The organism is Streptomyces sp. NPDC041205 (assembly GCF_055591765.1).
Map to the genome: position 1 here is coordinate 177,761 of NZ_JBVIZH010000010.1, position 15,178 is coordinate 192,938.

Here is a 15,178-nt window from a genome sequence, read left to right on the forward strand (position 1 = left end):
AGCCGGGGCGCGAGCCGACGCAGCACGAATGGACGCAGCACGGATGTGGAGCCGGACATGACGAGGCCTTCGGACACGGTCGTTGAAGCGCTGCGCGCGTCTCTGAAGGAGACCGAGCGGCTGCGACGGCAGAACCAGCAGCTCGCGGCGGCCTCCAGGGAGCCCATCGCGATCGTCGGCATGAGCTGCCGCTTCCCCGGCGGTGTGCGCGGCCCCGAGGACCTGTGGCGGCTCGTCGCCGACGGCGCCGACGCCATCGGTGAACTCCCCGAAGGCCGTGGCTGGGACGTCGAGTCCCTCTACGACCCCGACCCCGACAAGCAGGGCACCTTCTACGCCCGCGAGGGCGGATTCCTGCACGACGCGGGCGAGTTCGACGCCTCCTTCTTCGGCATCTCGCCCCGCGAGGCCCTCGCCATGGACCCGCAGCAGCGGCTCCTCCTGGAGACCTCCTGGGAGGCCTTCGAGCGCGCCGGGATCGACCCGGCGACCCTGCGCGGCACCCGCGCGGGCGTGTTCGTCGGCTCCGGCTACCAGGGCTACGGCGAGGGCGTCCGCCAGGCCCCCGAAGGCGTCGAGGGCCACCTCCTCACCGGTAACACCACCAGCGTCATGTCCGGCCGCCTCTCCTACGTCCTCGGCCTCCAGGGCCCCGCCGTCACCGTCGACACGGCCTGCTCGTCGTCCCTGGTCGCCCTGCACCTGGCCGCGCAGGCCCTGCGTCAGGGCGAGTGCACCATGGCCCTCGCGGGCGGCGTGACCGTCATGTCGTCACCCGAGACCTTCGTCGAGTTCAGCCGCCAGCGCGGTCTCGCCGCCGACGGCCGCTGCAAGGCGTTCGCCGACGCGGCGGACGGCACGGGCTGGGGCGAGGGCGTCGGCATGCTCCTCGTCGAGCGCCTGTCCGACGCCCGCCGCAACGGCCACAAGGTGCTGGCGGTCGTCCGTGGCTCGGCCGTCAACCAGGACGGCGCCAGCAACGGCCTCACCGCCCCGAACGGCCCCTCTCAGCGACGCGTCATCCGCGCCGCCCTCACCAACGCGGGCCTGTCCGCCAGTGACGTGGACGCCGTCGAGGCGCACGGCACGGGCACCACGCTCGGCGACCCGATCGAGGCGCAGGCACTCCTCGCCACGTACGGCAAGGAGCACTCCGAGGAACAGCCCTTGTGGCTGGGTTCGTTGAAGTCGAACATCGGTCACACGCAGGCCGCCGCCGGCGTCGCCGGTGTCATCAAGATGGTCATGGCCCTGCGGGCGGGCGTCCTGCCCAAGACCCTGCACGTGGACGCCCCGACCTCCGAGGTCGACTGGTCGGCGGGCACGGTCGAGCTGCTCACCGAGTCCCGCGAGTGGCCCGAGCGGGAGCCCGGGCTGCCCCGGCGCGCGGGCGTCTCCTCCTTCGGCATGAGCGGTACGAACGCGCACGTCATCGTGGAGCAGGCGCCGGTCGATGAGCCGGAGTCCGGCGAGGCCGGGAAGCCTGAGCCCGGGAAGGCTGAGGCTGGAGAGCCCCTCGCGCCTTCGGTCTCTTCGGTCGTGTCGGGTGTGGTCCCGCTGGCGTTGTCGGCGAAGTCGCCGGAGGCGTTGCGGGCGCAGGCGGGACAGGTGCGGGAACTTCTGCTCGCGCGGGACGGCCTCGAACTGGGTGATGTGGCTTGGTCGTTGGCGGTGTCGCGGTCGCGGTTCGAGCATCGGGCTGTGGTCCTCGGCGGTGATCGGGACGAGCTGCTCGCCGGACTTGAGGCGCTGGCCCAGGGCGACGCGACGGCCACGCGGGTGGTGTCCGGTCGTGCGCTGGGCGCCAAGGGCAAGGTCCGTCCGGTGTTCGTGTTTCCGGGGCAGGGGTCGCAGTGGGCCGGGATGGCTCGTGAACTCCTTGACTCCAGTCCGGTGTTCGCGGAGCGGATGCGGGAGTGCGGTGAGGCGCTCGGGGAGTTCGTTGAGTGGGATCTGCTCGATGAGCTGAGTGGTGAGCGTTTCGACCGGGTGGATGTGGTCCAGCCGGTCCTGTTCGCGGTGATGGTGTCGCTGGCGGCGACTTGGCGCGCGGCGGGTGTGGAGCCTGCGGCCGTGGTGGGGCACAGCCAGGGTGAGATCGCCGCCGCGTGCGTCGCGGGGGCGCTGACCTTGCGGGATGCGGCGCGTGTGGTGGCGCTGCGGAGCTTGGCGATCCGGGAGCTGTCGGGCAAGGGCGGGATGGTGTCCGTGCCGCTGCCCGAGGGCGAGGTGCGTGCGCTGATCGCCGCGTGGGACGGGCGGATCGAGCTGGCCGCCGTCAATGGCCCTGCTCAGGTGGTCGTTTCCGGCGAGCCCGAGGCCCTGGAGGAGCTGGTCGCCCAGTGCGTCGCGCAGGACATCCGTGCGCGGACGATCCCGGTGGACTACGCCTCGCACTCTTCGTACGTGGAGCAGATCGAGGCGCAGATAGCCGAGGCGCTGGCCGGGGTGACCCCGCAGGCCGCCGAAGTGCCGCTGTTCTCGACGCTCACGGGGGAGTGGCTGGACTCCAACACCCCTATGGATGCGGGGTATTGGTACCGCAATCTGCGTCAGACGGTCCTGTTCGAGCACGCCACCCGAGGCCTCCTGGCCGAGGGCCACGGCCTGTTCCTGGAGATGAGCCCCCACCCGGTCCTGACCGTCCCGGTGCAGGCGACCATCGACGCGACCGACAGCCAGGCCGTCACCCTCGGCTCCCTGCGCCGCGACGAAGGCGGCGTCAACCGCCTCGCCGCGTCCCTCGCCGAAGCCCACGTGCACGGCGCGGAGCTGGACTGGAGTGCCCTCTTCCCCGGCACCCGCACCACCGTCGACCTCCCCACCTACCCCTTCCAGCACCAGCACTACTGGCTGCACGCGGACCTCACGGCGGGCGATGTCACCGCTGCGGGGCTCGGTGACACGCGGCACCCGTTGCTGGGGGCGGCGGTGCCGCTGGCGGGCGGGGACGGGCATCTGCTCACGGGGCGGCTCTCGCTGCGCACGCACCCGTGGCTGGCCGATCACGCCGTGGCGGGTGTCGTGCTGCTGCCCGCGACCGCGTTCGTGGAGCTGGCGACGCGCGCGGGCGACCAGGTGGGCTGTGACCTGGTCGAAGAGCTGACCATGGAGTCGCCGTTGGTCGTGCCGGAGACGGGCGGCGTACAGCTTCAGCTCACCGTGGGAGACGCCGACGCCTCCGGGCGGCGGTCGCTGAGCTTCCACTCGCGGCCGGAGAGCGGCCCCGACACGGACGGCGCGGAGCCGGAGCCGTGGACCCGGCACGCCACCGGCGTCCTCGCACTCGGCGACGCGTCCGCCGAGGCCTCCGAGTTCGACCTCGCGCAGTGGCCGCCGCACGGCGCCGACGCGGTCGCGATCGACGGCCTGTACGAGGAGTTCGCCGCCGCCGACGTCCAGTACGGCCCCGCGTTCCAGGGGCTGCGCGGCGTCTGGCGGCTCGGCGACGAGGTGTTCGCCGAAGTGAGCGTCCCCGAGGAGCGGCGCGACGAGGCCGGACGGTTCGGCCTGCACCCGGTCCTCCTCGACGCCGCGCTCCAGGCGGCACACCTCGCGCAGGACCCCTCCGACGGTGACGAGGGCGGCTCGCCCCGGCTGCCGTTCTCGTGGAGCGACGTGGCGCTGTACGCGGACGGGGCGAAGTCCCTGCGCGTACGGCTGTCCCGCTCGGGCAGCGGCGGCGACACCGTCTCCGTGCTGCTCGCCGACGACTCCGGTGCCCCGGTCGCACGCATCGGTTCGCTGGTGTCCCGCCCCGTCGACGTCCGGCAGGGCCTCGCCGCCCGCCGGACCCGGGTGACCCACCTGTACCGCGTCAACTGGGTGCGGGCGTCGACCCCCGACCCGGCCCGCGCGGACGCCGCCACGGCCGCCCCCTGGGCCGTGCTCGGCGCGGACGGCACCGACGCCGAAGAGCTGTGCCGCCTCCTGGGCGCGGACGGCGTCGACGCCACCTCGTACCCGACACTCGCCGACCTCACCGAGGCGGTGGCCGCGGGCACCGCGTCCGTCCCGGGTGTCGTCGTCGCGGCCGGAGCCACAGACGCCTCCGCGGGCACAGCGGCTGACGCCGACACGGACGCCGACTCCGTGCACGCCGCCACCCGCGACGCCCTCGCCCTCGTCCAGGAGTGGCTGGCCGCGGCCGACGCCTTCGCCGACGCCCGCCTCGTCGTCCTGACCCGCGGCGCCGCAGCCGTCACCGACGACGAGCCGCTGCCCGGTCTCGCGCACTCCGCGGTCCTCGGCCTGCTGCGTTCGGCGCAGTCCGAGGAGCCGGGCCGGTTCGTCCTCGCCGACGTGGACGGCGCCCCCGAGTCGCTGCGCGCGCTGCCCGCCGCGTACGCGCACGGCGAGCCCGAGTGCGCGATCCGCGCCGGAGCCGTACTCGTCCCCCGCCTCACCCGCGACCTCGGCGCCCACGACGGCGATCCCGAGGCCTCCGCCCTGAACCCGCAGGGCACCGCCCTCGTCACCGGTGCCCCCGGCGGCCTCGGCGGACTCGTCGCCCGCCATCTCGTCGCCGCACACGGCATCCGCAACCTGCTGTTCCTCGGCCGCCGCGGCCCCGACGCGCCGGGCGCGGCCGAACTCGCCGCGCACATCGAGGAGTCCGGCGCCACCATCGACGTCGTCGCCTGCGACGCGGCCGACCGGGACGCCCTCGCCGAAGCGCTGGCCCGGGTCCCCGCCGAGCACCCCCTCACCGCGGTCGTGCACACCGCGGGCGTCTTCGACGACGGCATCACCTCCTCGCTCACCGCCGACCAGCTCGACCGCGTCCTTCGGCCCAAGGCCGACGCGGCCCTCAACCTGCGCGCCCTCACCCGGGACGCCGACCTCGCCGCCCTCGTCCTGTTCTCCTCCGTCGCGGGCGTCCTCGGCGGCGCCGGACAGGGCAACTACGCGGCGGGCAACACCTTCCTCGACGCCTACGCCCAGCACCTGCGCGGCCAGGGTGTGCCCGCGACCTCCCTCGCCTGGGGCCTGTGGGCCGAACGCGGCGGCATGGCCGGGCAGATCAGCGCCGACGACCTCGACCGGATGACCCGCTCCGGCGTCGCCCCCCTCAGCACCGAACAGGGCCTCGGCCTGCTCGACGCCGCACTCGGCCTGGACGCCGCCGCCCTCGTCCCCGTGCGCCTCGACACCGCCGCCCTGCGCACCGCGCACGGCCGGCACCTGCCGCCGCTGCTCAGCGGCCTCGTCCAGGGCACCGCCCGGCGTGCCGCCGCGGGGCAGGACACGTCCGGCGGCGACGCCCCGGCCCTCGTACGGCGCCTGCGCGGGCTGCCCGACGGCGAGCGGGAGCGGGCGCTCCTCGACCACGTGCGCGGCCAGGCCGCCGCCGTGCTCGGCTACGCCTCCGGCGACCAGGTCGACACCGAGCGGGCCTTCCGCGACCTGGGCTTCGACTCCCTGACCGCCGTCGAACTCCGCAACCGCCTCAACGAGGCGACCGGCCTGCGCCTGCCCGCCACCCTCGTCTTCGACTACGCGAGCCCCCTCGCCCTCGCCCGCCACCTCAAGTCCGAACTGACCGGCGCCGACACGGACACCGCCGCGGCTTCGGCCGCACCGGTCGCGGCGGTCGCCGACGAGCCCATCGCCATCGTCGCGATGAGCTGCCGCTTCCCCGGCGGCGTCGCCAGCCCCGAGGACCTGTGGCGGCTCGTCGGCGAAGGCGCCGACGCCACCTCCGGGCTGCCCGAGGGCCGCGGCTGGGACACCGCGTCCCTCTACGACCCCGACCCCGACCACCAGGGCACCACGTACTCGCGCGGCGGCGGCTTCCTGCACGACGCCGGAGAGTTCGACGCCGTGTTCTTCGGCATCTCCCCGCGCGAGGCCCTTGCCATGGACCCGCAGCAGCGGCTCCTCCTGGAGACCTCCTGGGAGGCCTTCGAGCGCGCCGGGATCGACCCGGCCACGCTGCGCGGCAGCGCGGGCGGCGTCTTCGTCGGCGCCTCGTCCCAGGGCTACGGCGAGAGCGTCCGCGTCATCCCCGACGGCCTCGAAGGCCACTTGATGACCGGCAACTCCACCAGCGTCATCTCCGGCCGTATCTCCTACTCCTTCGGCCTGGAGGGCCCGGCGGTCACCGTCGACACGGCCTGCTCGTCGTCCCTCGTCGCCCTGCACCTGGCCGCGCAGTCGCTGCGCCAGGGAGAGTGCGACCTCGCCCTCGCGGGCGGCGCCACCGTCATGGCCAACGCCGACACGCTCGTCGCCTTCAGCCGCCAGCGCGGCCTCGCCGCCGACGGCCGCTGCAAGCCCTTCGCCGAGGGCGCCGACGGCTTCGGCGTCGGTGAGGGCGTGGGCATGCTGGTCCTGGAGCGCCTGTCCGACGCCCGGCGCAACGGCCACCAGGTCCTCGCGGTCGTCCGTGGCTCCGCGGTCAACCAGGACGGTGCCAGCAACGGCCTGACCGCCCCCAACGGCCCGTCCCAGCAGCGCGTCATCCGCGCCGCCCTCACCGGTGCCGGACTCACCGGCGCCGACGTCGACGCCGTCGAGGCCCACGGCACCGGCACCACCCTCGGCGACCCCATCGAGGCCCAGGCCCTCATCGCCACCTACGGCAAGGACCGGCCCGCCGACCAGGAGCCGCTGTGGCTGGGCTCCGTCAAGTCCAACATCGGGCACGCCCAGGCGGCCGCGGGCGTCGCGGGCGTCATGAAGATGGTCATGGCGATGCGGCACGGCATCCTGCCCAGGACGCTGCACGCCGAGACGCCGACGACCGAGGTCGACTGGTCCGCGGGGACCGTCGAGCTGTTGACCGAGGCGCGCGAATGGACCGAGCGGGAGGTGGGGCGGCCGCGGCGCGCGGGCGTCTCCTCCTTCGGCATGAGCGGCACCAACGCGCACGTGATCGTGGAGCAGGCACCGGTGGAGGAACGACTGCCCGCCGACCACGGCGACGGCCCCGCCCCGACCGGCAAGCCGTCGGTCGTCCCTGGCGTGGTCCCGCTGGCCCTGTCGGCGAAGAGCGAAGGCGCCCTGCGGGCGCAGGCGGAACGGCTGCGCGGGCGACTCCTCGCCGAAGACGGCATCGGCCTGACCGACCTCGGCTGGTCGCTGACCGTCGCGCGCTCGCGGTTCGAGCACCGCGGCGTCGTCCTCGGCCGGGACCGGGACGAACTCCTCGCCGGGCTCGCCGAGCTGGCCCAGGGCGACGCGACCGCCGCGCATGTCGTGGCGGGGCGGGCGCGGAGCGGCGCTGGACGTGCCGTGTTCGTGTTTCCGGGGCAGGGGTCGCAGTGGGCCGGGATGGCTCGTGAGCTGCTTGATTCCAGTCCGGTGTTCGCGGAGCGGATGCGGGAGTGCGCGGAGGCGCTGTCCGAGTTCGTGGACTGGGATCTGTTCGATGAGTTGAGCGGGGATCGGTTTGACCGGGTGGATGTGGTCCAGCCGGTGTTGTTCGCGGTCATGGTGTCGCTGGCTGCGACCTGGCAGGCGGCGGGTGTTCAGCCTGCTGCTGTGGTGGGGCACAGTCAGGGTGAGATCGCTGCCGCGTGCGTTGCGGGGGCGCTGACCTTGCGGGATGCGGCGCGTGTGGTGGCGCTGCGGAGTCTGGCGATTCGTGAGTTGTCGGGCAAGGGCGGGATGGTGTCCGTGCCGCTGCCCGAGGGTGAGGTGCGTGCGCTGATCGCCGCCTGGGGCGGGCGGATCGAGTTGGCCGCTGTGAACGGCCCGGCTCAGGTGGTCGTTTCCGGCGAGCCCGAGGCGCTGGAGGAGCTGGTCGCGCAGTGCGTCGCGCAGGACATTCGCGCCCGCACCATCCCCGTGGACTACGCCTCGCACTCCTCCTACGTGGAGGAGATCGAAGCGCAGATAGCCGAGGCGCTGGCGGGGCTCGTCCCGCAGGTGGCCGAGGTGCCGCTGTTCTCGACGCTCACGGGGGAGTGGCTGGACTCCAATACCCCGATGGACGCGGGCTATTGGTACCGCAATCTGCGTCAGACGGTCCTGTTCGAGCACGCCACCCGAGGCCTCCTCGCCGAGGGGCACGGCCTGTTCCTGGAGATGAGCCCCCACCCGGTCCTGACCGTCCCCGTCCAGGCCACCATCGAGGCCGCCGGGCGCGAGGAGACCGCCACGGCCCTGGGCTCCCTGCGCCGTGACGAAGGCGGCGCCGACCGCCTCGCCGCGTCCCTCGCCGAAGCGCACGTGCACGGCGCCGAGTTGGACTGGAAGGCCCTCTTCCCGGGTGCCGGAACCGTCGTCGACCTGCCCACCTACGCCTTCCAGCGGCAGCACTACTGGCTGACGGACGGCGGGGTGCCCGACGGCACGCCGCTGTCCGCCGTGGCCGACGTGGAGGCGAAGTTCTGGGAGGCCGTGGAGCGCGAGGACCTGGAGGAGCTTGCGGCCGAGCTGGAGATGGCGGACGAGAACGCCGCCGAGCTGGGAGCCATCCTGCCCGTCCTGTCGTCCTGGCGGCGGCAGCGGCGCGAGCGGTCCACCCTCGACGGCTGGCGCTACCGCGTCACCTGGAAGCCTCTGGCCAGTGGCGCCCTGTCGGCCTCCAGGCTCTCCGGACGCTGGCTCGTCGTACAGTCGCAGAGCGGTGAGCGGCACCCGTGGGCGGCAGGCGTACGCGACGCGCTGGCGCTCGCCGGCGCGGAGGTCGTGGAACTAAGCCTGTCCGCGCAGGAGTTGACGCGCGAGACGCTCGCCGAGCGGCTGCGGGGCGCTACCGGGGTGGACCTGGCCGGTGTGGTGTCGCTGCTCGGGCTCGACGAGTCCCCGCAGGACGGGCACGAGGCCGTGTCCGTCGGGCTCGCGGGCACCGTCGCCCTGGCGCAGGCCCTCGGTGACGCCGGGATCGGCGCGCGGATGTGGGCGGTGACCAGCGGAGCCGTCGCCACCGGGCGCGGGGACCGGGACGTGAGCCCGGTCGCGGCTCAGTTGTGGGGTCTTGGCCGGGTCGTGGCCCTGGAGCACCCGGACCGCTGGGGCGGTCTGATCGACCTGCCGCAGGCCTTCGGCGCGCGTGCCGCTTCGCGGTTCGCCGCGATCGTGGCGGGCGCGAACACGGGCTCGGATTCCGGTGCGGGCGCGGGTTCCGGCGCCGAGGACCAGCTCGCGGTGCGGGACACGGGTGTCTTCGTACGCCGCTTCGCACACGCCCCCCTGGAGACGGCCCTCGGAGCCGACGCGGAGCCGGAGTGGTCGCCGCGCGGCACCGTGCTGGTCACCGGCGGTACCGGCGCGATCGGCGGGCATGTAGCCCGGTGGCTGGCCCGTGAGGGCGTCGAGCACCTGGTCCTGACGAGCCGTCGCGGCCCGGACGCCCCGGGCGCCGCCGAGCTGAAGGCGGAGCTGGAGGAGCTGGGCGCCGAAGTCACCGTCGCCGCCTGCGACATCGCCGACTGGGACGCCGTGTCGGGGCTCCTCGACGACCTGGCCGCCCAGGGCCGCACCCTGCGCTCCGTGTTCCACGCGGCGGGCGTCGGCCAGGAGCAGCCGCTCGCGGACATGACCGCCGCCGACATCGCCGACGTCCTGGAGGCGAAGGTCGCGGGCGCCGCCCACCTCGACGCGCTCCTCGACACCGGAGCCCTCGACGCGTTCGTGCTGTTCTCGTCCAACGCGGGCGTGTGGGGCAGCGGCAGCCAGGGCGCCTACGCGGCCGCCAACGCGCACCTCGACGCCCTCGCCGAGGCCCGGCGCGCCCGCGGCCTCACCGCCACCTCCGTGGCGTGGGGCCTGTGGGGCGGCGGCAGCGGCATGGCCGGCGAGGACGCCGAGGAGGCGCTGCGACGCCTCGGCGTGACGGCGATGGCACCCGAGCGCGCGGTCGCGGCGCTCGCCGAGGCGATCGCCTACGACGAGACGTTCGTGGCCGTCGCCGACGTGGACTGGGAGCGGTTCGCTCCCGCCTTCACCTCGGTGCGGCCGAGCCCCTTCATCGGGGACCTGCCGGAGGCGCGGCGCGCGCTCACCGGACCCGAGACGGCCACCGCGCCCGACGCGCGGACCCCCGCGACCGGCTCCGAGTGGGCGCAGCGGCTCGCCGCCCTGCCCGCGGCCGAGCAGGAGCGCTCGGTCCTCGACCTGGTCCGCGCACAGGCCGCCGCCGTCCTCGGCTACGCGGGCGCGGAAGCCGTCGAACCCGGGCGCGCCTTCCGCGAGTTGGGCTTCGACTCCCTCACGGCCGTCGAGGTACGCAACCGCCTCGCCGCCGCGACCGGCCTGAAGCTCCCCACCACCCTCGTCTTCGACTACCCCAACGCCCACGTCCTCGCCGCCCACCTCCTCCGCGAGGTCGTCGGCGACGGCGAGCCGGGAGGCACCGCGACCACGGCGGCCGCCCCCGCGCCCGCCGACGACCCCATCGCCATAGTGTCGATGAGCTGCCGCTACCCCGGCGGCGCCACCAGCCCCGACGCCCTGTGGCGCCTGGTCTCCGACGGCACCGACGCCATCTCCGTCTTCCCCGCCGACCGAGGCTGGGAGAACTCCGGCGCGGCCGCGTACAAGGCCGAGGGCGGCTTCCTCTACGACGCCGCCGAGTTCGACGCCGCCTTCTTCGGCATCTCCCCGCGCGAGGCCCTGTCGATCGACCCGCAGCAGCGGCTCCTCCTGGAGACCTCCTGGGAGCTGTTCGAGCGCGCGGGCATCGCACCCACCTCCGTGCGGGGCGACCAGACCGGTGTCTTCATCGGCTCCGGCTACCAGGGATACGGCGACGGCGTGGAGCCCCCGGAGGGCGTCGAGGGCTACCTCCTCACCGGCAACGCCGGAGCCGTCGTCTCCGGCCGCCTTTCGTACGCGTTCGGCCTTGAGGGCCCGGCGGTGACGGTGGACACGGCGTGCTCGTCGTCCCTGGTGGCCCTGCACCTGGCCGCGCAAGCACTGCGCCAGGGCGAGTGCACCATGGCCCTCGCGGGCGGTGTGACCGTCATGTCGACGCCCACCGCCTTCGACGAGTTCAGCAAGCAGCAGGGCCTCGCCGCCGACGGCCGCTGCAAGCCCTTCGCGGAAGCCGCGGACGGCACGGGCTGGGGTGAAGGCGTCGGCCTGCTCCTCCTGGAGCGCCTGTCCGACGCCCGGCGCAACGGCCACGAAGTCCTCGCCGTCATGAAGGGCTCGGCCGTCAACCAGGACGGCGCCAGCAACGGTCTGACCGCGCCGAACGGCCCGTCCCAGCAGCGTGTCATCCGGGCAGCCCTCGCGAACGCGGGCCTGTCCGCCGCCGAGGTGGACGCCGTCGAGGCGCACGGCACGGGCACCACCCTCGGCGACCCGATCGAGGCCCAGGCGCTCCTCGCCACCTACGGACAGGACCGCCCCGCCGAGCAGCCGCTGTGGCTCGGCTCCATCAAGTCCAACATCGGCCACACCCAGGCCGCTTCGGGCGTCGCCGGAGTCATCAAGATGGTCATGGCGATGCGCGAAGGCGTCCTGCCCCGCACCCTGCACGTGGACGAGCCCAGCTCGCACGTGGACTGGTCGGCGGGGGCGGTCGAGCTGCTGACGGAGGCCCGTGAGTGGGCCGAGCGGGACGGTGGCGTGCCGCGTCGCGCTGGTGTGTCGTCGTTCGGCGTGAGCGGCACCAACGCCCATGTGATCGTGGAGCAGGCGCCGTTGACGGAGCCCGCCGAGGTGGCTGAGCCGGTGCTCGACGCGCCGCTGACGACGGTCGTGCCGTGGGTGGTGTCGGGTCGCAGCGCTGAGGCGCTGAGGGCGCAGGCCGAGCGGCTGCGGGAGCACGTCGCCGGGCACGAGGGCCTTGAGCCTGTCGGTGTGGGCTGGTCTCTGCTGTCCGGGCGGGCGGCGCTTGAGCACCGGGCGGTTGTGCTCGGTGAGGGACGCGAGGAGTTCCTGGCCGGGCTGGGGGCGATTGCCTCCGGCGGGCCGGGTGTTGTGACCGGTTCAGTGGTCGAGGGCCGTCTCGGGGTTGTCTTCACCGGGCAGGGCAGCCAGCGGGTCGGTATGGGGCGTGAGTTGTACGAGACGTTCCCCGTGTTCGCCGATGCGCTGGACGAGGTGTGCGCGCACTTGGATGCGTTGCTGGAGAGGCCGCTCAAGGACGTCATGTTTGGCACGGACGCGGACGCGCTGGAGCAGACGGGGTACGCGCAGCCCGCACTGTTCGCCGTTGAGGTGGCGCTGTTCCGTCTGGCCGAGTCGTTCGGGGTGCGGCCCGAGGTCGTGGGTGGGCACTCCATCGGTGAGCTGACGGCTGCGTATGTGGCCGGTCTTTGGTCCTTGGAGGACGTGGCCCAACTGGTCGCCGCGCGTGGTCGGTTGATGCAGTCGCTCCCGGCGGGCGGGGGCATGCTCGCGGTGCAGGCCGCCGAGGCCGACGTGCTGCCGCTCCTGGACGGTCTCTCGGAGAGCGTGGGCGTGGCGGCCGTGAACGGGCCGTCGCAGGTGGTGCTCTCCGGTGACCGCACGGTCCTGGAGGGCCTGGAGGAGAAGCTTCGCGGCGAAGGCCGCAAGGTCCGCTGGCTGAAGGTCTCCCACGCCTTCCACTCACCCCTCATGGACCCGGCGCTCGACGACTTCCGCAAGGTCGCGCAAGGACTGACGTACCGGGACCCGAAGCTGCCCGTCGTCTCCAACGTCACGGGTGAACTGGCGGAAGCCGACCAGCTCAGGGACCCGGAGTACTGGGTCCGTCACATCCGCGAGGCCGTCCGCTTCCACGACGGCCTGACCGCCCTCACCGGCTTCGGTGTCGCGACGCTCCTGGAACTTGGCCCGGACTCGGTGCTCACGGCGATGGCGCACGACACCGTCACCGATCCGGTCGCGCAGGCCGGTCTCGTCGGGGCGGTGCGCAAGGACCGACCCGAGCCGGACACGTTCCTGACCGCCCTCGCGCAGCTGCACGTGCGAGGCGCCGACGTCGACTGGACGCCCCTGTACGCGCGGGCCGAGTCCCGCGACCGCGTCGAGCTGCCCACGTACGCCTTCCAGCGCGAGCGCTACTGGCTGGAGGCGGCTCCGGCGACCGGCGCCCGTGGCACCGGGTTCGGTGCCGACGAGGTCGAGGCGCGCTTCTGGGAGGCCGTGGAGCGGGAGGACCTGGAGTCGCTGAGCGCCGAACTGGGCGCCGAGGGCGAGGCCAGTGGCGTGGCCGCGCTGGGGGAGGTGCTTCCGGTGCTCTCGTCGTGGCGGCGGCAGCGGCGCGAGACCTCCGCGCTGGACGCCTGGCGCTACCGCGTCTCGTGGCAGCCCCTGGGCCAGGCCTCCGCGCCGAGCCTTGACGGCGCGTGGCTGCTCGTCGTGCCGGACCGCGGCGCGGACGCCGCCTGGACGGCGGCCGTCGAGGACACGCTCGGCGGGCGCGGAGCCGACGTGCGGACCGTCGTCGTCGACACCGAAGGGGCCGCCGATCGTGAGGAGTTCGCCGAGCGGCTGCGCAAGGAAGCGGATGCTGTGGGTGGCCGACTCGCCGGTGTGCTCTCCCTGTTGGCCGTCGACGAGTCGGAGCACGTCGTACGCGGCGGGGTGAGCCGCGGCCTCGCCGCCACCCTCACCCTGGTGCAGGCCCTGCACGCCGCCGACCTGGGCGCGCCGCTGTGGCTCGGCAGCCGGGCCGCGCTCGGCGTGAGCGGCACCGACCCGGTGCCCGGCCACGAACAGGCCTCGCTGTGGGGTCTGGGGCGGGTGGTGGCCGTGGAGTACCCGAAGCTGTGGGGCGGCCTCGTCGACCTGCCCGAGGCGGCCGACGCGCGGGAACTCGCCGGTCTCGCCGGCGTCCTCGGTGGCGGCTGGGCCGGTGAGGACCAGCTCGCCGTACGCGGCAGCGGGGTGTTCGCCCGCCGCCTCGTGCGCGACGGGCGAGGCGGGGACGCCCTCGACGGGCGGCCCGGGTGGACGCCGCACGGCACCGCCCTTGTCACCGGCGGCACCGGAGCCGTCGGCGGCCACATCGCACGCTGGCTCGCCGCCCACGGCGCCCAGCACCTCGTCCTGACCAGCAGGCGCGGCCCGGACGCGCCCGGAGCCGCCGAACTCCGCGCCGAACTGCAAGAGTTGGGCGCCGAGGTCACCATCGCCGCCTGCGACGCCGCCGACCGGGACGCCCTCGCGCGCGTCCTGGCCGACATCCCCGCGCACACGCCGCTCACGTCGGTGTTCCACACGGCGGGAGTCCTCGACGACGGCGTCATCGACGGGATGGACGCACAGCGCCTCGCCACCGTCTTCCGGGCGAAGGTGCGCTCCGCGCGGCACCTGCACGAGCTGACCGCCGGGCTCGACCTGTCGGCGTTCGTGCTCTTCTCCTCCTTCGCCGCCCTCTCCGGCGGCGCCGGACAGGGCGGCTACGCCGCGGCCAACGCCGCCCTCGACGCGCTCGCCGAGCACCGCAGGGCGCACGGCCTCACGGCGACCTCCATCGCCTGGGGCGCCTGGGCCGGTGGCGGCATGGCCGCCGACGCGGTGGCCGCCGAGCGGCTGCGGGGCGGCGCCGTGCCGCCCATGGAGCCCCGCCTCGCCGTCGCCGCGCTGCGCCGGGCCCTCGGCCACGAGGCGCCGACCGCGGTGATCGCCGACATCGACTGGGACCAGTACCTCGCGGGCGGCCCGGGCCTCACCCCCAACCCGCTCTTCGCCGACCTGCCCGAGGCCCGCGCCCTGCGGGACCGCACGGCCGGACCCGGCGACGGCGCCGACGGCACCGGAACGGACCTCGCCCGGCAGCTCGCCGCGCTGTCCGAGCCGGAGCGGGACCGGTTCCTGGAGGACCTGGTACGCACCCACGCGGCGGCCGTCCTCGGCTACCGGGGCCCCGAGCAGGTCGAACCCGCCCGCGCCTTCCGCGAGCTGGGCTTCGACTCCCTCACCGCCGTCGAACTGCGCAACGCGCTCGGCACGGCCACCGGCCTGCCCCTGCCCACCACCCTCGTCTTCGACCACCCCACCCCCGTCGCGCTCGCCGGCCACCTCAAGGCCGAACTGCGCACCGACGGGGCCGACCCGGCGGCTCTCCTGTCCCAGCTCGACACCCTGGAGCTGGGCCTCGCCGAGAGCACGCCGTCGGACACCGACCTCGCCACCATCGCCGAACGGCTGCGGGTGCTGCTCGACCGGTGCACCCGGGGCCAGGACGGCGAGGAGGGCGCCGAGGTCGCGAGCGAGCTGGAGTCCGCGACGGACGACGAGATGTTCGACTTCATCAGCAAGGAGTTCGGGATCTCATGACGTGCCGCCC

1 protein-coding gene is annotated in these 15,178 nt (G+C 74.3%); it reads left to right on the top strand.

The window, feature by feature from the left end; genetic code table 11:
• Positions 1 to 57 precede the first annotated feature (57 nt).
• Positions 58 to 15,168, top strand: coding sequence for a type I polyketide synthase (locus ACZ6BG_RS33500; protein ID WP_469008471.1), 15,111 nt, complete (start codon positions 58 to 60; stop codon positions 15,166 to 15,168).
• The last annotated feature ends 10 nt before the right edge of the window (positions 15,169 to 15,178 follow it).

What these genes read in the sequence shown, in the direction of transcription:
- ACZ6BG_RS33500 (WP_469008471.1), top strand. Translation starts at nt 58, where the DNA reads ATGACGAGGCCTTCGGACACGGTCGTTGAAGCGCTGCGCGCGTCTCTG.